This window comes from Acidimicrobiia bacterium, from assembly GCA_040289475.1.
Taxonomy (GTDB): Bacteria; Actinomycetota; Acidimicrobiia; order ATN3; family PSLF01; genus PSLF01.
Window position 1 is genome coordinate 1 of sequence record PSLF01000008.1, and the last position, 21,429, is coordinate 21,429.

General features: G+C 55.4%; 17 protein-coding genes. 15 read left to right on the forward strand and 2 right to left on the reverse strand.

Translation table 11 applies throughout. The annotated features are described in order from the left end of the window. Positions 1-66 precede the first annotated feature (66 nt). The 7 genes from C4318_05460 to C4318_05490 all read left to right on the forward strand — a co-directional run bounded on the left by C4318_05460 (position 67) and on the right by C4318_05490 (position 11,047). On the forward strand, positions 67-1,263 hold the full coding sequence (locus C4318_05460) for a hypothetical protein (GenBank protein ID MER3454591.1): 1,197 nt from the start codon (positions 67-69) through the stop codon (positions 1,261-1,263). Between the two features lie 198 nt (positions 1,264-1,461). Next, positions 1,462-4,035: a hypothetical protein gene (locus C4318_05465; GenBank protein ID MER3454592.1), complete on the forward strand. Its 2,574-nt coding sequence runs from the start codon at positions 1,462-1,464 to the stop codon at positions 4,033-4,035. Positions 4,036-4,135: 100 nt separating this feature from the next. Then, on the forward strand, positions 4,136-5,245 hold the full coding sequence (locus C4318_05470; protein MER3454593.1) for a tRNA guanosine(34) transglycosylase Tgt: 1,110 nt from the start codon (positions 4,136-4,138) through the stop codon (positions 5,243-5,245). 31 nt (positions 5,246-5,276) lie between these two features. Next, on the forward strand, positions 5,277-5,660 hold the full coding sequence (yajC, locus tag C4318_05475; GenBank protein MER3454594.1) for a preprotein translocase subunit YajC: 384 nt from the start codon (positions 5,277-5,279) through the stop codon (positions 5,658-5,660). Further along, complete coding sequence (gene secD / locus C4318_05480) at positions 5,657-7,105, forward strand: protein translocase subunit SecD (GenBank protein ID MER3454595.1); 1,449 nt, start codon at positions 5,657-5,659, stop codon at positions 7,103-7,105. The genes yajC and secD overlap by 4 nt, the downstream gene beginning before the upstream one ends. Before the next feature lie 3 nt (positions 7,106-7,108). After that, entirely contained in the window at positions 7,109-8,452 is a 1,344-nt protein-coding gene (gene secF / locus C4318_05485) for a protein translocase subunit SecF (GenBank protein ID MER3454596.1), read from the forward strand. Between the two features lie 408 nt (positions 8,453-8,860). Then, positions 8,861-11,047, forward strand: coding sequence for a GTP pyrophosphokinase (locus C4318_05490; protein ID MER3454597.1), 2,187 nt, complete (start codon positions 8,861-8,863; stop codon positions 11,045-11,047). A gap of 86 nt (positions 11,048-11,133) precedes the next feature. Here C4318_05490 and C4318_05495 read toward each other — a convergent pair whose 3' ends face one another. Continuing rightward, positions 11,134-11,586 carry a D-tyrosyl-tRNA(Tyr) deacylase gene (locus C4318_05495; protein ID MER3454598.1) on the reverse strand — a complete coding sequence of 151 codons (453 nt, stop codon included), beginning with the start codon at positions 11,584-11,586 and terminating at the stop codon, positions 11,134-11,136. A 318-nt stretch (positions 11,587-11,904) separates the two neighbouring features. On the opposite strand from C4318_05495, the gene C4318_05500 reads away from it, so the two are divergent. The 8 genes from C4318_05500 (at position 11,905) to C4318_05535 (ending at position 21,068) form a co-directional block, all read left to right on the forward strand. After that, a complete protein-coding gene (locus C4318_05500; protein ID MER3454599.1) occupies positions 11,905-12,951 on the forward strand; it encodes a hypothetical protein in 1,047 nt (348 codons plus the stop codon). Between the two features lie 83 nt (positions 12,952-13,034). Beyond that, positions 13,035-14,108, forward strand: a complete 1,074-nt coding sequence (locus C4318_05505) for an NAD-dependent epimerase (GenBank protein MER3454600.1) — start codon at positions 13,035-13,037, stop codon at positions 14,106-14,108. Positions 14,109-14,126: 18 nt separating this feature from the next. Next, complete coding sequence (locus tag C4318_05510) at positions 14,127-15,311, forward strand: hypothetical protein (GenBank protein MER3454601.1); 1,185 nt, start codon at positions 14,127-14,129, stop codon at positions 15,309-15,311. A gap of 11 nt (positions 15,312-15,322) precedes the next feature. Then, positions 15,323-16,066: a glycosyltransferase family 2 protein gene (locus C4318_05515; protein ID MER3454602.1), complete on the forward strand. Its 744-nt coding sequence runs from the start codon at positions 15,323-15,325 to the stop codon at positions 16,064-16,066. A gap of 380 nt (positions 16,067-16,446) precedes the next feature. Then, complete coding sequence (locus C4318_05520; protein MER3454603.1) at positions 16,447-16,713, forward strand: hypothetical protein; 267 nt, start codon at positions 16,447-16,449, stop codon at positions 16,711-16,713. A gap of 336 nt (positions 16,714-17,049) precedes the next feature. Further along, positions 17,050-17,769: an MBL fold metallo-hydrolase gene (locus tag C4318_05525; GenBank protein ID MER3454604.1), complete on the forward strand. Its 720-nt coding sequence runs from the start codon at positions 17,050-17,052 to the stop codon at positions 17,767-17,769. Between the two features lie 12 nt (positions 17,770-17,781). Then, a complete protein-coding gene (locus C4318_05530) occupies positions 17,782-19,254 on the forward strand; it encodes a histidine--tRNA ligase (GenBank protein ID MER3454605.1) in 1,473 nt (490 codons plus the stop codon). Beyond that, on the forward strand, positions 19,254-21,068 hold the full coding sequence (locus C4318_05535) for an aspartate--tRNA ligase (GenBank protein MER3454606.1): 1,815 nt from the start codon (positions 19,254-19,256) through the stop codon (positions 21,066-21,068). Before C4318_05530 ends, C4318_05535 begins: the two co-directional genes overlap by 1 nt. On the opposite strand, the gene C4318_05540 is transcribed toward C4318_05535, so the two are convergent. After that, positions 21,046-21,375 carry a hypothetical protein gene (locus C4318_05540; protein MER3454607.1) on the reverse strand — a complete coding sequence of 110 codons (330 nt, stop codon included), beginning with the start codon at positions 21,373-21,375 and terminating at the stop codon, positions 21,046-21,048. The genes C4318_05535 and C4318_05540 overlap by 23 nt on opposite strands. Between the last annotated feature and the right edge of the window lie 54 nt (positions 21,376-21,429).

Below are 21,429 nucleotides of genomic sequence, written 5' to 3' on the forward strand. Positions count from 1 at the left end.
ATCCGCTAGAAGCGGAGCTGCTCTCCATCTTCGACCAGGAGGTGTAGAGCAGCGGCCGACAGAGGGATGGCGTTGGGCGAATACAGCTCGGGGGAGTATGACTATCTCCTACCTAAACAGGCCATTGCTCAACAGCCATCGGAGCCGCGGGACGGTGCACGCCTGTTACTGTGCCGAGGCGAGCAGATCTCGACTGGTTGGAGGGTCCGAGATCTCCCAGAGATTTTGTCCCCGGGGGACCTACTCGTCTTCAATGCCACCCGTACGAGAAGAGCACGTGTTTTTGTAAGGCGCCCTACTGGGGGGCGGACCGAGCTTTTGTTTTTGCGGCGCTTGGTTCCGGGGCAGAGGAGCAAATGGGATCCACCACTTATCACGGCCTGCTTTCCCGAGGTAAGCGGCAAACCCGGGGAAGAGGCTAATAGAGGATTGTCCCAAATTTCACAAGGAGTCTCCGGTACACGCGACGAAAACTCGGGCGGAGCCGAACTGCAGAGATGGGAGGTTCTGGCCAAACCTTCTCGCAAGCTAGAAGTGGGAATGGAGCTTACTCCAGAAAAAGCAGGCGGCGGGTGCTGTTATATAAGGGTGGAAGAAAGCAAAGGAGAGGGGCACTGGGAAGTCACATTGATCTGTGGCGAACACCCCTGCGGCCAGTTCTTCAAGCGCCACGGACAGCTTCCGCTCCCCCCATACTTCGTGGGAACACTTGAGTCCGAGGAACGCTATCAGACCGTTTTCGGAGACAGAGAAGGGTCGGCAGCCTCTCCCACTGCTGGCCTACATTTCACCAAAGAACTTCTGGCGAGACTCGAAAATCGAAAGATTCGCACAGCCTTCGTGTACCTAGAGATCGGCGCGGACACCTTGAGGCCTATTCGGCATCCTAATGTTGCCGCCAATACAGTTCACTCTGAGGCATGTGAGGTCGACGACATGACGGCACACGCCGTCAATGAGACTAAGAAGCTAGGGCGAAAGGTTGTAGCAGTCGGAACGACGGTAGTTAGGACACTCGAGTCTTTTGCTGCTTCCCAAGGGAAAGTCGAGGCGGGCAGAAAGCTAACCAACCTTTTTGTAGCTCCCGGGTTTCGTTTTCAGGTTGTGGACGCTCTCATGACCAACTTTCACGCACCTAACACTTCAATGCTTTATATGGTCGCGGCTATGTATCCAGGTTGGAGAGATGCGTATCTGACAGCTCTGAGGGAGGGATTCAAGTTTCTTTCCTTTGGGGACGCCATGCTCATCTACCCTAAATAGGGGTTTGAAGAAGCTAAAAATGCGCCGATTATAAACGCGAACAAGTAGCGCGCCCTAAGTTCGGTACCGGCTCGTAGCGAATCCAGCTCTCTTGAACAAACCAAGCGTGAATTAGGGTGGCGTTATTCTTGTATGCAAGACCGGTACGAGGGTTGTGCGCCCTGCTTAATGGAGCTCCGAACGGCGAGGTACATGTAGTTGGACCCAGACCAACCGAAACTAGGCGAAGTACTCGTAGCGGCAGGGGTCATCTCCCAGCTGGAGTTACTAGAGGCCCTGGAGCTGCAAAAGGCCGATCCTAGAAAACCCAGGCTCGGTCAGCTTTTGATTGAGAAAGGGTGGGCTACCGAGGGTGAGATTTGTCGGGCTCTTTCGGGCCAGCTCCGTCTTCCGTTCGTGGATCTGAGAAGTACGACACTGGATCCCTCTGTTGTCGCGACGATCCCCGGCGAGCTTGCAACCAAGTACCAGTGCGTCGCGGTGGGGATGCGAGGAGACGAGCTGCTCGTAGCCATGGCCGATCCAACAAATCTACTTGCAGTTGACGACTTGCGAGTAGCGACGAAAAAGAAGATCAAACGGGTCGTGGCTCAGCCCTCGCTTATATCCAGAGCGATAGCGAGTTACTACGCCATACAGGACGCGGCATATTGGGCCCAGGTCGCTACCGGCCACCCGCCAGCCCGGATCAGCGATCTGCGCCGTGGCGGTCCGAGAGTAGGCGGCCCTTCTTCTGCGACAGACATTCCCAGACTAGACCCTACGACTCGCCGTATCCAGCATGCTGCCAGAACGCACCAGGCTGGATTCCAGGAATCTCAAGATGTGATTGATGTAGCGCGAGAGCTTCTCAAACCCGCCTCCCCAGAGGTGCTCGAGTACACGAAAAGGCGCGTCCGAGAGGATGAGGTAGAGGATGTCCCCGAGGAGCCGAGCAGTATTTCGGCACTTCCCCCGCTTCCTCAAGTAATGCCTACCTCCGAGGTGTTTCGAGAAGAGGCTCGCCGTGCGGTAGGAGCGATGCTCGCCGATGCGGTCAAGCAAAAGGCCACAGAGATCAGAGGAGAGCCAGGTCTGGAGGGTTACTCTATTCAATTCAAAAGCGGTGGAACTTATCGCGAGGTAATGGGAATCCCGAAGCGCCTTCAAGCAGCCGCGACGGCCGTCCTAAAGGAGATGGCTGGATTGGACACAGCTCAGCACAAGATAGAGCAAGAGGGAGCTTTCGAAGTCATTCGAGATGAGTTTTCCTTCGGAGGGACCATAAAGTTTTCACCCTCTCTAAACGGGGAAAAGTTCGTTATAAAAGCCGGGGCGACTCTTAGAGAGCACCGCTCCGTCGACGATCTGGGACTTTCCGTCGACGACCTCAGACTCCTTAAAGCGGCGCTTGGCTTACCGCGCGGAACCATTTTGTGTGGTTGTCCATCGGGCAGTGGCAAGACGACGACGATGATGGCTCTGCTTGAGTACCTCGCTCAAAAGCACCGCAACATTCAGTATGTTGGATCGGCGCCGGAAATCCGCCTGGCAGGAGTCGAGATAACGGAGATCGACCCGTCCGCTGGTATGACATACGGCGAGGCCCTCAGAACCGCAATGCGAGAGAACCCCAAGGTCGTCTTCATTGATGATCTTCCGGATGCGGACCTGGCGGAGCAGGCGTTTATAGCGGCCATGTCTGGACGCCTGGTGGTAGCAGGTATTGTGGCGGACGATGCTCCGTCGGCAATCACCAAGCTCGTCGAGATGGGGGCGGATCCGGCCAAGGCAGGATCTGCAATAGCGCTGGTCATCTCTCAGAGAGTCGTGAAGCGAGTTTGTAGCTCTTGTGGGACGCGATATGAACCGGCGCCGAAAGTCTTGCGAGCTGTCGGAGCCGACCTCTCTGACGGGCAGTGGAAAAAAGGAACTGGCTGTGAGCGCTGCGCATACAGCGGGTACGAGGGTACGACTGCTTTCTTCCAGATAATGCCGGTTACGGATTTGATGAAAGAACAAATAAAGGTCCAAGTTACAACGACTACTTTGATGCATGCCGCAGCGTCGCTGGGTATACCGAGCTTGCGCGAGGCCGGACTCGAAGTTGCAAAGCGAGGAGAGACAACGCTCGAAGAGATCGCCCGCGTCCTTGAGGTTGTAGAAGAAAAACTGATCGCGTGCCCGGGTTGCGGAGCAGAGGTCAAGTCCGAGTACGTGGTGTGCCCTTTCTGCTCCCATTCTCTGAGCGCGGGGGCATGCGCTAGATGCGGTGAAGAGATGAAGCCGGAGTGGGTTGCATGTCCCTATTGTGGAGCGAAACGTGAGGCTGCCGACGTCAACCTTGTCGCCAGGGAGCGGACCAGCTTCAAAGGACGTATGGGGGAGGTGTCCTCGATATACGAGTCGGGCCCGATCTCGGGGGTCCGATCTACCGTTTCTCCTGTTCTGGTTGTCGAGCCAGATGACAAGCTGCGACACCGCATAGAGGATATTTTGGCGCGCTCGGGGTATTACGTTCTTGGCGCTGCTGGAGCCGAGCAGGCATTGCGCCTAACGGTGGGTCACCGGCCCTCGCTTATCTTGATCGCCGAGTCGGAAGCTCCCGGATTTGATGGGGTCGAGTTAGCCCAGCGCATTAGGAAAACCGCTCAAGGCTTGACTGTCCCAATAGTTTTCATGACCGACTCGACGGTGGGACAGGCCTTTAGTGAAGAGAGCGGCGGCGTAATCTCTAGGCCAGCGGGGGACACCGAATTACTTTCGGTGGTACGACGTTACCTGGCTGGGTGATCTTCCGGCTTGAAAGTGCTGCACGTCCGAGATTCGCGTCTCGACTATACAGACGTGGAAATGGAAAGGGGTCAACTTTCGCGATAAGTCGTTCGAGTTCGTGACCTCTCCCGACCCAGAACCGGGCTCTAGGGCTCGCGCGGGCTATCTTCGTACGCCCCACGGAAATATAGAGGTGCCGGGGTTTTTGCCGGTTGCAACCAGAGGGGCAGTTAGGCTTCTCGATTGGGGCGACGTCTACTCGTTGGGATTTGATGCTATCCTTGCCAACGCGTATCACCTCATGCTTCGCCCCGGAGTTGACTACATAGCAGTAGCTGGAGGCTTGCACTCCTTCCTGGGATGGAACCGCCCAATTCTCACTGACTCGGGGGGCTTTCAAGCTATGAGTCTTGGTGGGATCGCCACTGACGAGGGGATAATCTTTCGTTCGGTGTATGACGGAACCCGGCACTTACTAACTCCCGAAGAGGCCTTGCGGGTTCAGGCAGCTCTTGGCGTGGACATAGCAGTCGCTCTTGACGAGTGCCCCAGACTTCCTGCGCCTATCGAGCAGGTGCGAGCTGCTACGTATCGATCACTGGGTTGGGCTCGCCGCTCGATCGAAGCTTTTTGGGCATCGCAGGTTCGCACCGGACAACTGCTCGCAGGAGTTGTTCAAGGCGGAGTCGACGAGAAGCTACGGCGAGAGGCGGCTGTTTCGATGGTGGACATGGGATTCGATGTCTATGCGATAGGGGGGCTTTCGGTGGGCGAAGAGTTTGGAGAGCGGTTATCTATGCTTGACATCGTCACCCGCCTTCTCCCCTCGGACAGGCCGCGCTACCTTATGGGCGTGGGAGACCCGCCGACCATTCTCGAAGCTATATGGATGGGCGTCGACCTCTTCGACTCGGTACTGCCTACGAGGCTAGGTCGCCATGGAACCGCAATGACATGGGAGGGACGGGTAAACCTGAGGGCGTCTTCTTCTGCGCGACAAGATATCCCGATAAGCCAAGGATGCGGGTGCCCGACGTGTTTGTCTCATACGCGGGGCTACATACGACATTTACTCCTAGTGGGAGAAGAGACTGGTCGGCGGTTGGTGTCCTTGCACAACCTTTACTTCACTCGATCCCTCTTCAAAAAAGTACGAAAAGCGATCGAGTCAGGGACCCTGGAGGCGATGAAGGAGAAAATTCTCACTTATTGGGGCGAGGGTAGATAGGCTATTGCGGCTGCGGCCACAGGCCGTTTGTATGTCATCTCACCTGTCGAAAGGCGGAACCATGCAGAATCTGGCACCGATCATTACGCTGAGCTTGTTCATAGTGATCATGTACTTTCTGCTAGTGAGGCCGCAAAAGCAGCGAATGGCCGAGCAGGCGCGCCTCGTGAACTCCTTGGAAGTGGGCGATGAAGTTCTTACGTCTGCAGGCATTTTCGGCAGGATCAAGAGAATGAACGACGACCGGCTGGAGTTGGAAACTGCTGGGGGTACCAGGCTCGAGATTCTGAAGTCGACTGTGGTTCGCCGAATAAGCGACGAGGCAATGGGGTCAAAAAATGCAGTCGACGGGAAGAAGTCGGGCAAAGCGCTTGAGGGCGGTAAAGGCTCCGAGGATCTTGACTCACTCGAATGAGTAGTTCCACAAAGTACGAGCGAGCGGCGCGGACCCTTTTTGTCTTTATCGGGTTAGTTATCGTAGCTGTAATAGCGGTTACAGTCGTTGGTACTAGGCCCAAACTAGGTCTAGATCTCCAGGGCGGTTCGTCCATCACCTATCAGGCAAAGGGAGGTCTCACCCCCGATGCTGTCGATAAAGCTGTCGAGATCATTCGGAACAGGATCGATGCGCTGGGGGTGGCAGAGCCGGAGATTACTAAGCAAGGTGCTGATCTGATCCAAGTCCAGATTCCTGGAGTCGAAGAACCTGGAGCTGCAGAACGCGTTATTGGCCGCACGGCAAGGCTGTCGTTCAGGCCCGTACTGGGTGTCGTGACAGAGACCGCGATTTCATTTAGTGGATCTGTCACTGAAGCTATTTCTAGTCAAGCGACAATCACGCCGGCCGACCAAGATCTTCCAGACAAAGAAGTGGTTTTCCCCTTGAAAAAGCGCCCCGAGGTGGCCTTGAGACTGGGGCCCGTGGAAGTAGATGGCACGGCGGTGCGGCGGGCTGATGCGGTTTTCGAGAACTTTTCTTGGATCGTTTCCTTGGAGTTCGACTCCGAAGGTGCAAGCAAGTTCAAGACACTGACTGGCCGCCTTGCCTGCTTTCCGAAGAACGACCCGCGACGTCAGGTGGCGATAGTGCTGGACCAGGAGATCGAATCCGCTCCGACGATGGGAGACGAAGTTCGCTGCAACGAAGGGATTTCCAACCGGGCTAGCATCACCGTCGGCGATGAGAAGGAAGCAAAGGAGCTTGCTCTCGTTCTAAGGTACGGCGCTCTTCCTGTGGAACTCGTAGAACTGTCCAAGGAACAAGTCTCGCCCACTATCGGTCACGATTCGCTGGTGGCGGGCCTGATTGCGGGCTCCATAGGACTTGCCCTGGTAATCGCCTATGCGTTCGTTTACTATAGGGCACTCGCCGCGGTGATCGTTTGTGGCTTGGCTGTTTTCTCTGCGGTGAATTTTGCAATCGTGAGCTTTCTAGGCGGCGTTGCGCACCTGGCTCTCACGCTGGCTGGTGTAGCTGGACTCATCGTCTCTGTGGGAATCACCTCCGACTCCTACATCGTTTATTTCGAGCGTATAAAAGACGAGGTTCGTGCGGGGCGCCCAGTTAGAGCTGCGGTAGAGGCGGCCTTCAGAAAAGCTTTTAGGACTATTCTGGCAGCGGACGTCGTGAGCCTTCTGGCCGCCGCGCTTTTGTGGTTCTTGGCAGTGGGCGGGGTAAGGGGCTTCGCTTTTTTCTTGGGGATCGCCACCGTGGCTGACATCGTCATGGCTTATCTGTTCACCCGAAACGTTGTGCTGCTTCTATCTAGGACGAACTTGTTGACGTCTGGAGCAATGAGTATTCCCCGCATCTCTATGCCTCGTGAAGATGCAGGTGTTGTCGGGGCTGAGGGGGGCTGAACGGTGCTGAGGGTTGTAAGGGATCTCTACTACGTCAGAACAAATTACCGAATAGTCGAGAGACGACACCTGTTTTACCTAGCCTCGACCGTACTGGTGCTCGGAAGTATTGTAGCTGTGCTGACTCTCGGACTGGAATTGTCGATCGACTTCAAGGGCGGTACCAGCTGGAAACTGTCCTATACAGGTACGATGCGTTCCACACAATCGCTTTCTGAGGGGGAGGAATCACAGACTGCAAGTGCTGAAGCTCGGCGGACGGGGGCTCCATCCGAGTCGCAGGTACGAGAGGCGGTGTCAAGGGGAGGAGTCGCTGCTGAAAAAATTCTTTACCTAGGGGGATCGCAGATAGAAGTGCAGGCTGCTCCTGTCGATTCCGAAACCGCCGACAATGTCTCGAGAGAGTTAGCCGCGTTGGTAGGGGAAGATCCCTCGTCCTTCCAAAAAGTTGTTAGTGTAGCCTCGCTGTCTCCGACGTGGGGCGCGCAGATTTCTCGTAAAGCACTCCGGGCTCTGGTGGTTTTCCTAGCCGCTGTGTCGGTGTACATCTCGTTAAGGTTCCAGTGGCGAATGGCCTTAGCTGCATTGGTTGCGCTGGCCCACGACATCATCATCACGATAGGAACGTACGCTGTGACCCGCTTTACAGTCGCCCCTGCGACAGTGATAGCGACTCTCACGATTTTGGGGTACACGCTCTACGACGACGTCGTGGTATTCGACAGGGTGAAAGAGGCGGCGGGCTCGCCGGAGGCAGCAAAACAAAACTACTCCGACCTCGTGAATCGGTCACTCAACCAAGTTTTAATGCGTTCACTCAACACCTCCCTCACCGCGCTCTTGCCTGTCTCTGCGCTTCTTATCTCGGGGATAGCCCTCGGGGTTCCCAGTCTCAAGGACTTCGCTCTCGCTCTCTTTGTGGGAATACTAGCTGGAACTTACTCCTCGATATTTTTGGCAAGCCCTCTTCTAGTAACTCTGGGAAGACAGCGTGTCAGAGCAGTTGGCCTGAGCCAAGCAAAAGAGCGAGCTTTGGCAGAGGCAAAAGCCAGAAAGGTTGCTACCCGGGCCGGGCAAGACGCCTCTATAAAGACGAAGTATCGTAGTGGGGGTGCTCTTGGGGGAGTGGCTGGATCTGGGAGCGCTAGAGAGGTGACAGAGGTTGCCAAAGATGTCGAAGACACCTCGGGCGAGGGCTTCGATGAAGGAGATCTTCCCAAAGGGTCAAACGCCGCTGTCGTATCGGCGAGGGCACAATCGGGTTCCAAGCCCAAAAAGAAGGGTTCTCAAAGAAGCGTGTCTTCAAAGGGGAAAGGGAAGTCGAAAGCCAAGCGCAAGCGGAGATGAGCGGGGCTGCACGCGACGTCGAAAACTTGGACAGCTTGAGATCGCTGATAAGAACTGTCCCTGACAGGTACTCGGCGTCGAAGCGCGGGGATTCATCCTCGCGTCACCTGTAGCAGTTGTGGCCACAGGTGGCACTGCATTGGCCACAGCCCGGGACGTTGAAAAACTTGGCGGCAAGGTGGCCGGACTCTCATTTCTCATAGAGCTTGCAAACCTCGGCGGGCTACGGCGCCTTCGAAAGTACAAGAGTAGGGCTCTTTTTACGTTCTGAGGCGGGTCGTCGGCATTGATGACGCCCCGCCTGCGTTAGCATTGAGTAGAGCGTTTCTCGATATTCCAGAGCTCTTTAAAGTACGTAGCGGCGGCGATATGACACATCCGAAGGCTCATCCTCGCGTTCTACCACCGATGCCATGGAGGCGTCCATCAGACGCCGCCATGGCAGAGCTCGACCCGGTCATAAGGGCTCTGAGAAAGCACCACGGACGTGCCGAGGTCCGATTAGTCCAGAAGGCATACGAGTTTGCTAGAGAAGCACATCAGGACCAATTTCGAGCCTCGGGCGAGGCGTACATAAGCCACCCCCTCGGCGTCGCCAGAATCCTCGCCGAGAGCGGCTTCGAGCCACACACTGTAGCCGCAGCACTACTCCACGATGTAGTGGAGGACACGCCTGTCACCATCGAAGAGATCAAAGGAGAGTTCGGCGGGGAGATAGCGACCCTTGTTGATGGGGTCACAAAGCTAGACCGAATCGAGTTTCGCTCACGTGAAGCGCAGCAGGCGGCGACTCTCCGAAAGATGATCATTGCCATGGCGACCGACATCCGGGTACTAGTAATCAAGATCGCCGATCGGCTGCACAACATGCGTACGATAAAGGCGCTTCCGATAGAGAAAATGCGTCGTGTTTCTCAGGAAACACTCGACATATACGCTCCCCTCGCCCACCGCTTGGGGATGCAGGAGTTCAAATCGGAGCTAGAAGACCTAGCCTTTGAAGTTCTTCACCCTAAACGCTACGAACAAATTGCCAAGCTCGTCGCGGAGAGAGCGCCTGAACGAGATCAATACACCGAAACGGTGGTGTTCGAGGCAAAAGCGTGGCTAGAGAAGGCCAAGATCCCGGCAGAAGTGGCCGGCCGCTCAAAGCACCTTTATTCCATATACGAAAAAATGGTGTTGGGTGGACGGGAATTCGACGAGATATATGACTTGGTAGGGATTCGACTCATAGTTCCTACCGTGAGGGACTGTTACGCAGCTCTAGGTGTGATGCACTCTTTGTGGGCGCCGGTACCGGGGCGGTTCAAGGATTACATCGCAATGCCCAAGTTCAACCTGTACCAGTCGTTGCACACCACTGTCGTAGGTCCGGGCGGTAAAAGTGTCGAGATACAGATCCGCACCCCAGAGATGCATAGGATTGCGGAGTACGGAGTTGCCGCTCACTGGCAGTACAAGTCAGAGAAGCGATCCAGAGAGGTGGACAGAGCTTGGCTCAGGTCGATTCTCGAGTGGCAGAACGAAGCCAACTCTCCATCTGAGTTTTTGGAATCGCTCAAGCTCGATCTGTACCAAGACGCGGTGTACGTCTTCACGCCCAAAGGGGATGTTATCGAGCTTCCGAAAGGCGCTACACCGGTCGATTTTGCATACGCAATCCACACCGAAGTCGGACACCGATGCGTGGGGGCGCGCGTCGATGGAAAGCTAGTACCGCTGTCTACGCCCTTGGCATCAGGCAGCACTGTCGAGATTTTTACCACAAAGGACGCTGCAGCCGGGCCCTCCCGGGACTGGCTTCGTTTCGTAAGAACATCGCGGGCTCGCTCCAAGATACGGCAGTACTTTGCTAAGGAGGAACGGGGTGATGCTATCGAATCTGGGCGGGCCAGGATCGTCGAACTTTTAAAAAGGAACTCCATACAGGGATGGAAAAGCATCTCCTCGGATGTGGTCAACGATGTCCTAAAGGAGCTCAACTACGCCGACGAGGACACGCTTCTCGCAGCAGTGGGGCAGGGGCATGTTTCGGCTCACTCCGTTGCCCAGAGAATACTACGAAAAATCAGTCCTGCCATCGAGAGCGACGAGCTGCGAGATGTTTTCAAGAAGCGGCGCGCCCAAAGGCACGAGGGATCTGGAGTCCGAGTGGAAGGACTCGACGACATCTGGGTACGCCTAGCAAAGGACTGTAACCCCATTCCCGGTGACGAGATAGTGGGTTTTGTTACTCGAGGTCGGGGTGTGTCGGTGCATCGCGCAAACTGCAAAAATCTTGCCGCAATAAAGGAAGCTTCCGAGCCAGGAAGAATCATCGAGGTGGAGTGGGACATCGAGCATCCCGGTATGGCTACCGTCGCGCTCCAGGTCGAAGCGCTCGACAGAAAAGGATTGCTTAGGGATGTGAGCGACGCACTCACTGCTTCTCAGGTCGATATCGTCGCATGTAACTCCCGGACAGGGCCGGATCGTATAGCTGTGTTGCGCTTCGAGTTCGAAATGGAGACGTCGAAGCACTTGGACGACGTTGTAGCGCGGGTACGAAAAGTGGCCGGTGTCTTCGATGTTTACCGGGTGCTGCCCGAGTGACAAAGGACCGATCCCTTCTCAGCAAAAGAATTGTCTGGGGTGGTTCCCAATGAAGGTCCTGTTTCGCCCAAGCAAACTCAGATGAGCTAAGACTCGAGCAGGATGGTTACGGGTCCTTCGTTGACGACCTCTACGTCCATCATTGCTCCGAAGCGGCCGGTGGCCACTGCTGCACCCAAATCTTCCAGCGCCTTACAGAACAGCAAGTACAGGGCTTCTGCTTGGCGAGTAGGGGCTGCTTCGGCAAATGAAGGCCTGCGACCTCGAGAGGTGTCTGCGTACAGGGTGAACTGCGATACTACCAATACGGAGCCACCCACCTCGCTCACGGGCCTGTCCATGTTGGCTCTTTCCGAAGCGGTTCCCTCGGCTGGAAAAACTCGTAATTCCCAGCACTTCTTGGCCAATCGCCGCGCGTCTTCTTTTGTGTCCGTTCGTGCCACTCCCAAAAGCACTAAAAGACCGCGATCGATGTGTGCGATGAGCTCCCCTTCGACGCTCACCGATGCTCTCTTAGCTCTCTGGATCAGAGCTCTCACTACTAATCCGTCCTATTGGTCCTGACTCTGCTAAGGTGCGAGCTCACTATTGGTCATGAAACTGCATCTGACAAGGACATATGACTCTCGTACTAGAACCAACTTGAATGCTGCGAACTCCAGGGTGCAACTGGCGCGTAAGCTTGACGGGTTCTTCGGCGAAGACAAGCTTTTCGCCTGCGGACGGAACCGATCACGGCACGACTAGATCCTTTGTATTGGAAAATGGAACGGTACTATAACCAACGATCTGCCCCTCCTATTGGTCGCTCTGTATGGGTAGCTATTACGGTCTTCGTAGTTACAAGGTTGGTCTTAATGATCGTCGGTTATGCGGCGGTCGTCTTGGCCAATCCAAAAGGAATCCAGCCGGCCACCTCCAGCCGTAGCAAAATCTTTTATGAGTCTCTTACCGAATGGGACGGCGACTGGTACGTCACTGCAGCCGAAAAAGGATACGGGCAGGAAGGAATCAACCCCCAAACGGGAGAATCGACCCAACCTTTCTTCCCCCTTCTTCCTGCTCTTATCAAGGCAGGTAGCCTTGTCGGACTCAATCCAAGAGTCGCAGGGCTCACGGCTGTTAATTTTGCTTTTATTGTCGGGTTGTTTTTTTGTCACCGTTTGTTCGCATTGAAAGCAGGGGTCCGGCAAGCTACGGCAGCGTGTTGGATTACAGGAGCAGGGCCTTTTTCGGTCGTGTTCTCGATGATTTACCCCGAGTCTCTGATGTTGGCTGCAACAGCTGCTGCTTTTTATTTTTTCGAAAAACGCCGACCATTTGCTGTTGCTCTCTGTGCTGCAATTGCTTCGCTAGCCCGGCCCAACGGTGCGGTGACAGCTGCGGTACTCTCCGGGTGCGCAATTGCTGTGACTGTCTCCTCGGCTCGCCCGGCCAGGGAAATACTACGGTGGACACCGGTAGCTGTCTTCCCAGCAGCGGTATTGGGAAGCTGGATGTTCCTTTTATGGAGGTGGACTGGGGATCCTTTCGCTTTTGTGTCGGCCAAGCGAGCTTGGGCCGAGGTGACTGTAGAGTCCATAATAGTAGAGGGGCAATCGGCCGAGGTATCTCTGGGTACGCTATCGCATGTTGCGCTTGCCATTGCAGCTTTTGTACTTATTGCGTATGCATGGCGCAATCTTCCTTTGAGCTGGAAGGCTCTGTGGTTCGCATATGTCATTCCGGCACTTTTTTTTGGTCTTGCAGGAACTGGTAGGTACTCATGGAGCATCTTTCCTGTTTTTGCTGCAGCGGGCTGGGCATCTCTCAGGCGCCGGGTTGCCGTCCCGCTGACGTACGCAGTAGCGGTCTCGGCTACTCTAGTCACCACAGGGATTTTCATGAGCAGGCTTGTGCCGTGAGCCAATGAGCTTTTCTAAACGCTACCCTCTGTCGGCCGTATTGGGAGGCAAGACTCGAACCTAAGGGAGGACACTGATCGCGTATGGCGACACCCTCATCAGACCTTGAACTAGAAGAATTGGCGAGCCGTTTCGCTCAAGAGAGGGTGCTCGTCACTGGCGGGCTGGGGTTTTTGGGATCTAATTTGGCTATCGTGTTGGCCCGGGCGGGGGCCAGGGTCACGGTGGCCGACTCACTTTTACCCCATTATGGGGGGAATCCAGCCAATCTTGAGGGATACGAGGACAAGATAGCTATCAGCTACACCGACATAAGAGACGAATACGCTATGGCTTACCTAGTCTCTACCCATGACTACATCTTTAACTTCGCTGGCCAGGTGTCACACCGCGACTCAATGGCGGATCCTAAGACCGATTTGGAGATAAATGCTTCAGCCCCGTTGTCCTTATTGGAGGCCGTTAGAAAACACAATCCAGATGCAACTGTCATATATGCCGGGACGCGCCAGGTGTACGGCCGGCCGAGATACTTGCCTGTCGACGAGGACCATCCTCTCGATCCCGTCGATGCCAATGGAATCTCGAATTTGGCAGGAGAGTTGTACCATCTGCTTTACGCCGAAGTGTATGGACTGCGAGCCGGCAGTTTTAGACTCACTAACACATACGGACCCCGCCAACGCTTATGGGGCACGACACAAGGGTTCGTCCCAATCTTTGTGGGGCGAGTTCTGACTGGGCAGCCCATCACGATATACGGGGATGGGAGCCAGCAGCGCGACTTCGTCTATGTAGACGACTCTTTGGAAGGTTTTCTGAGGCTTGCACTAACCGAGGAGGCCATGGGCTCTGTCTACAACCAGGGACATCCACAGCCAGTGTCATTGAGGAGCTTTGCTGAGCTGCTAGTAGAGGTCGCTGGTCAGGGAACGATTGAGTATGTGCCCTGGCCCGAGGACGTAAAAAAGATCGACATCGGGGACTACTACGGCTCTTTCGAGAAAGCCAAGAGGATGCTGGGATGGGAGCCAAAGACCTCTTTGGCGGAGGGACTCGAAAAGACCATCGCTTATTACAGAGATCATCTCGAACACTACATACCTGCTAGCGCGATGGTCGAAGGAACCTCCCAGGGGCGACCCTCAGCCGGATAGGACGGGTCGTAGGGTTCAATGCCGCCTCGCCGCGTATCGGTCTTTACGCCCAGTCGTGAAAACGCGGAGGTGGCGCGTGAGCTCAATGCGGCTTTCGAACGAGTACTGCGCTCGGGAAGGTACTTGCTCGGCCCTGAACTCGAAGCTTTCGAGTCGTCGGCGGCCGAGCTTCTCAGCACGCGCCACTTTATAGGAGTGGGATCTGGTACTGACGCTCTCATCCTAACTATGGAAGCGCTCGGTGTCCGTCCTGGCGACGAGGTCGTCGTGCCTGCCTTTGGCGCTGTTCCGACCCCCGCTGCTGTCGTGTCGGTTGGTGCTAGACCTGTTCTGGCAGACGTTGATTCGAAGACGGGATGCATAACAGAAGAATCCGTCTCCGCTGTTTTGGGTCCATCTACTGTCGGCGTAATCGTGGTGCACTTGTACGGATATCCAGCGGATGCAGACGGGTTAGCGAAGTTTTGTGAGAAACGGGGAATTTTTTTGTTGGAGGATTGTGCCCAAGCTTTCGGGGCTTTCGTGCAGGGGCCATCTGCGGCCACTTCCAAGCGTGTGGGGACAATTGGCAAAGCGGGGTGTTTTAGCTTTTATCCCACCAAAGTTTTAGCTGCTCTCGGGGATGCAGGCGGAGTCGCAACGGACGACTCCCAACTGGCAGCGAAGCTACGATTGCTGCGTTCTCATGGACACACCGGCGACTACCGCCACGTGATCGCTGCCCGTAATTCCAGGCTCGATGAGCTGCAGGCGGCTTTTTTGCGAGCGAAGTTGCCCAAGTTAGAGACATGGGCGGCGAGGAGACGAAAGGTCGCGGATCGTCTAAGGGGTGCAATCACAGAGGCCACTGCGGGAGAGGTGAGTTTTCAGGCGGACGCCCCAGGTCACGCGTACCACTTACTGGCAGCGCGCCATAGCTCTCGAGACGAAATACTGGCGCGGTGTGTGGAGGCTGGCTTTGACTCAATGGTCCACTACCCCCTTCCCATAGGGGCCCAAACCGCATACATGAAGTTCGCAATGGGGGAGTATCCCGAGGCCGAGCAGTGGGCGGGTACCGAGTTCAGCTTGCCGACCTCGCCACATCTCACTGACGAGGAAGTCGAGAGGATCGCCAGGACCGTTTCATTGGCAGTCGTTCGGAGAATCGAGAGGACAACTCTAGAGGCTAAAGCCGCAGTTAATGAAGGAGAAGTCAGTTGAAATCTCCGGAGGTGCGAGAACTTTCGGTCTTCTTTCCCTGCTTCAACGACCAAGGGACCATAGCATCGATGGTTGTGAAAAGTGATCTGGTCTGCCGCCGCTTGGGCCTCGACCTCTACGAGGTCATTGTGGTAGACGATGGCTCGAGCGATTCTTCGGCTGAGATCGTTTCGCGGCTATCCGAAGTCATGCCCCACGTGAGGTTGGTATCTCATGAAACCAACCTGGGATACGGCGCAGCTTTACGTTCAGGCTTCGCTGCAGCCAGATATGAGTGGGTGTTCTATACGGACGGTGACTTCCAATATGAAGTAGCCGACCTAGAAAAACTAGTCGAAGCTGCCGCCCCAGGAATCGATTGGGTTCAGGGGTACAAAGTCGCTCGCCACGATCCGCTTTACCGGCGGATGATCGGGAGACTCTACCACCACCTCGTGGCGTTCCTCTTTGGCCTTCGGGTCCGTGACACAGACTGTGATTTTCGCCTGATTCGAAAAACGCTCCTCGACAAGATCGAGCTTGTCCACGACTCGGGCGTAATTTGCGTGGAGATGATGAGAAAATTCCAAGATGCCGGGGGTGCTGTAGCCGAGGTTCCCGTAAGGCATTACTTTCGCGCCTACGGCAAGAGTCAGTTTTTCAATTTTCGTAGGCTGTGGAAGACGGGGCTTGGACTTTTCTCTCTGTGGTGGGAGACAGTTCTGTCGAGGCCTTTTCGTCGCATGCTAAAAGGGCGCCCATTGTCGCCCTTTTAGGTTTAGATACCAAGGACAGATCTCGGGTAGGTTCTTCTTCAAGTCTAGCCAAACAGACCACACCTAAAAGGCATGCAAGACCACCCGCGATTACCGCAGCTCTTGCAGGAAAAGGAGGAAGGCTTTCTCCGAAAACGACGACTCCAAAGAATACGGGTAGTACTGTCATTGTGGCCAACACCACCGGAGCGACGACGGATGCTCTCCCAGAAGCGAGGGCCAATTGGTTGAAGCAAAGTCCTATCGTGGAGACGATCCCTACCAGGTACAGCTCTTTGTGGGCCAACACCTTTACCAGTGAGGCTAGTTCCAATACAGATAGCTGCCCAGCTAGTGGCTTAGATAGAGCAACGGCAACACCGTAGAGAATTCCGGCGGCGATGGCCTGTCCTATCGCGGTGAGCGACTTTGATACCCGCGCCCATAAACCGAGCGCCAATGCTATAAGAGTCAGTACAGCAATAGCCCCCAAAGGGGACGACTCTGTCTTGGAGATTGGGGTGGGTTGGAGCGAAGAGAGAGCTAAAAAAGAAGCTCCGGTTACGACGAGGGAAATGCCAACAACGAGTCTCGATTCTACGGGTTCTCCCAAACGTGCCCTAGCCAAAACCACCAGGACCACGATGCCCCCACTGGCGATCGGCTGAACCAAATACAAAGGGGTCGACCTCAAGGCAGCGATCTGAGCTAGCCATCCCAGCTGCAACAGCACGAATCCCAACACCCACCATGGCTTTTTGAAGGCGGATACTACGGATTCACTGGGGCGGCGGGAGTCCAGTGCCATCTTTTGTAAGAAAATACCGGTGTTGCCGACGATTCCCGATGCAGCGGCAAGTGCAAGACCTATCACCATTTCAAGCGCAGAACCATTCCTTAGGTGTCCTTTATGTAGTCATGTTCCATCAGGTATATGTACGTCGTCATGGTACGGATGCATGTAGCATAACGACGGTGCAAGCTCGGGCGAGAGGTTCGAAGATATGGAACTAGTAATCGAGGGCATTCCTCTGTGGTACTTCGAGACCAATTGCTACATAGTCGGAAACCCTGATTCTAAGAAGGCTGTGGTCATCGATGCCCCCGGAGAGCCTGAACTCATTGCAGGCAGGCTAAATCAGCTTGGGCTGGAGCCAGTTGCGATCTTGCATACCCATGGTCACATAGATCACATAGGAGGATCGGGCCCTCTGTCTAGGGCGCAGGGCAACATCCCAGCTTATATCCACGAATTCGACCGTCATCGAATCGAGCATCCACTTTCTCAGTTGGGAGGGCTGGCATCCGTACTTCGAGATCTGGATCTAGAGCCTCCAAAAGAACTGAGATCGCTCCGTGATGGTGATGTCGTAGACATTGCGGGTTTTCCGCTCGAGGTCGTGTTCACGCCCGGGCACACAGAAGGACACGTGTGTTTCAGGCTGAGAGGTGTGTGGTCCAAGGTTTCGGCGCCCCTTCTCGGGGTGCGCCAGCCCGAGCCGACCGACGACATACTCTTTAGCGGGGACCACCTATTTGCAGGATCTGTCGGCCGAACCGATCTCCCCGGCGGAGATTGGGAGACTCTTATGGAGTCGATGAGAACAAAGATTTTGGGACTCCCAGAAGAGACCCTGGTTTTGCCGGGCCATGGCCCCTTCACCACTATCGGGAGAGAGCGACTTACTAATCCCTTCGTCCACGAAGCAGCCGCTAAAGGCTGAGCGACGCTCGTTTTGGGGCGGCCGGTGTCCGAAGCAGATTGCAGATTTTCCGCCCCAAAGGGGGTTGCAGATCTTCTTCCGCCCCGTTCTGCGTTGTCGAGGGCAGCGACCGATTATTTTGGCCAATTGGCGCCACTCTGGGGCTACTGGCCAATAGAGACCCCTTTATTCGAGAAAACCGAGGTCTTCGAGCGTTCGGTGGGGGGCACGAGCGAAATTGTGACGAAGCAGATGTACACCTTTGAGGACAAGTCAGGTGATTCGATTACTCTTCGTCCCGAAGGGACGGCTGGAGTAGTTAGGGCGTTCATAGAGCATGAGATATACAAAAAAGAGCCACTTCCTTGGCGCGTTTTCTATGCGGGAGAGATGTTTCGCTATGAACGACCTCAGGCTGGTCGGTACAGGCAATTCAAGCAAGTGGGGGTTGAAGCTATCGGAGCCGAAGAGCCCGAGGCTGACGTAGAACAAATCGAGCTGTGCCTTACTTTCCTCGAGGGAATCGGGGTCGTAAGCCCCCGGCTATTGCTGAATTCAATAGGAGACAAAGCGTGTCGTCCCCGCTATCTGGAGGCACTCGATGGATTTTTGAGCTCCAATGATGTCTCTTCGAAGCTGTGCCAGGAATGCAGGCTCAGAATCGGACGGAATCCTTTGAGGGTTCTCGACTGCAAACGCGCTGAGTGCCGCAGGGTGACCGAGTTTGCCCCCAAGTCCGTCGAGTACCTGTGCGGGCCGTGTCGTGTCCACTTCGATGCGGTGCAGGCAGGTCTTCAAGCCTTGGGCATTGAATTTGTACTCGAGTCGCGTCTCGTGCGCGGTCTTGACTACTACGTTCGCACTGCATTCGAAGTCATTTCCGAAGGCTTGCACGCTGCTCAGGACGCGGTTGCCGGGGGTGGCCGATATGACGGCCTCGTCGAAAGCCTAGGTGGTCCACCTACTGGGGCAGTCGGCTTCGCTATAGGAGTAGAGCGCTCTCTGGAGGCGACTCGGTGGGCCAATATTTTGTCAATCCGACAACCGAGGTCTGGATCAAAGGCAGAATCGGCAGCTTCGAGTGGTCTTTTGACGCCAGGTTATTCAGAACAAAAAGGACCTCCTCGTTTTCGGATCCGAGATAGCTCGCCCGACGTCGTGGTGGTGGGCGTGGACGACAGCTGCCGGACGGCCGCTCTCGCTTTAGGTTCGCGGCTAAGGAGAGAAGGAATCGCTACCGTAGTCTCCCCGGTGGGAAAGTCACTAAAGGCGAGGATGAAGTACGCTGACCGCGCAGGTGCTCATATCACCGCTGTCATAGGTCCAGAGGAGCTCACTAGCCAAACGGTAGCTATAAGGCTGATGGGATCGACCGAGGCCAAAATTGCGAAACAGCGTACAGTTCCCTCGAATCGGGCTGTATCCGAGGTGCTGGCCATCTTGAGAAGCGAGAGCTCGGAGGGGGACGGCACTGTCTCGACAAGTGCGCAAAGGGAGCCCAAGTGATGCCAGGGGGTGAAGGCTGTTCGGAAAAGGGTAGGTATCCGGGCCATATTTGCGGCACCCTAGGGGACAATGACATCGACGCCGATGTGACGCTTGTTGGATGGGTGGCCCGTCGAAGAGACCATGGCGGCCTCATTTTCTTGGACCTTAGGGACTCGAGCGGAGTTGTACAGATAGTCGTCGAGCCTACAAGTTCTGCTTATGGTCCTGCTGATCGCGCTCGGCCCGAGTGGGTGCTGCGAGTACAAGGAAGGGTCACTAGAAGACCCGAGGGTACCGACAATCCCGAGCTGATTACCGGCTGTATCGAGGTGAGAGCCGACCAAATTGAAGTCCTCTCCGAGGCTCGCACTCCTCCGTTCATACCTGAAAACCGTGTAGAAGTCGATGAAGCAACCCGGCTTCGATACCGATACATCGACCTACGTCGCCCCAAGATGCAGGAGAACCTAAAGCTGCGCTCCAAGGTGGCGTCTGCGATACGACGGGCAATGGAATCCCATGGATTTGTCGAGGTGGAGACCCCGACTCTAACGCGGGCCACGCCCGAGGGGGCTAGAGACTTCTTAGTTCCTAGTCGGATAGATCGAGGAAAGTTCTACGCGCTAGCTCAGTCTCCCCAGCTTTACAAGCAACTGCTGATGGTCTCGGGAATCGGACGCTACTACCAGATTGCTCGCTGTTACCGAGACGAAGATCCACGGGCGGACCGCCAACACGAGTTTACGCAAGTAGATCTGGAGATGAGCTTTGCCTCCGAGGAAGACGTGATCGCTGTGGTGGAGCAAGCCGTGAGCGATGCAGCTGAGGCAGCGGGATGGCCAAGACCGCGCCAGCCATTTCCGCGTTTTAGTTGGCAGGAAGCAATGGCCCGCTTCGGCACGGACAAGCCCGATCTGAGGATTTCACAAGAGCTCGTGGACCTGAGTTCAGCTTTCGAAGGAACGAGCTTTTCTACTTTTGCCTCTGTACTATCTGACGGGGGGTCGATCGTGGCACTTCGGCTTCCAGGGGCTGGAGCTGAGGCTTCAAGGTCTTTCTTGGACGGTCTTGTAGATCGCGCAAAAGCGTTCGGCGCCAAAGGTCTGGTTTGGGTCGTCGCATCGGAGGGATCGCTTAGATCTCCGGTGGCCAAGTACTGGTCCGATAAAGAAAAGGCGGCTGTCTTAGAGCTCACGGGAGCCAGTGACGCAGACCTCGTTCTCTTGGTCGCTGGCGATTCCACGAAGAGCCGATCAGTCCTGGGAAGGATGCGCACTCAGCTTCTCGAGCCCGAAACAGGCCGAGGGAGAGGGTGGTGCTGGATAACCGAGTTTCCCCTAGTTGAGTGGAACGAGAACGAGGGGCGTCTGGATCCGCTTCACCATCCTTTTTGCGCTCCGCACGCCGACGATGTGCACCTATTGGACAAAGGATCCGATTTTGTGAGGGAACTAGGCCCTGAGAGACTAAGAGCTCGCGCCTTTGATCTCGTTTTAGACGGGTGGGAGCTTGGTTCTGGAAGTGTGAGAATCCATGACAGGACACTCCAGTCGAAAGTCCTCTCTCTTTTGGGGATTGCTCCGGAGGAAGCAGAGGAGCGGTTCGGCTATTTGCTCGAAGCTTTCGAGTTTGGAGCGCCGCCCCACGCCGGGTTTGCCATCGGCCTTGACAGGCTTGTCGCAGTCTTTGCCGGCGAAGAGTCGATCAGGGAAGTCATCGCGTTCCCCAAGACTCAGACAGGGCATGAGCTAATGTTATCTACACCAGCTCCGGTGGAAAAAGAGCGCCTGGACGAACTCGGTATATCGATCAAGCCCCCGGCTCGACGATGACCGCTCTACCTTCGAAATTGTGGATTTTACAGTAGACCTTGTATTCCCGAGATTCCGTAAACGCAAATCCCTTTTTGGAGTTTGGGTACAAAAAGATCTCTACAGAATCGAACCCCCTAAAGGAGATGACATGCTCCTCTCCGCTGGCATTCGTCCACCAAACCGTCTCGCCTCGCGTTGCTCTTATGTACCGAGGTTCAAAGGATCGGTCTTTTACTACCACTTCTGTCGTGTCAACGGGTCTGGCGCGGCTGCAAGATGCCATTGCTGTTACTGCTATGGAGGCCGCTGCAGTCACCGCGAACATGCGTAGTAGGTAGGTAGGATGAGTACTTTCTCTCATCAGCTAGCCTTTCGACTC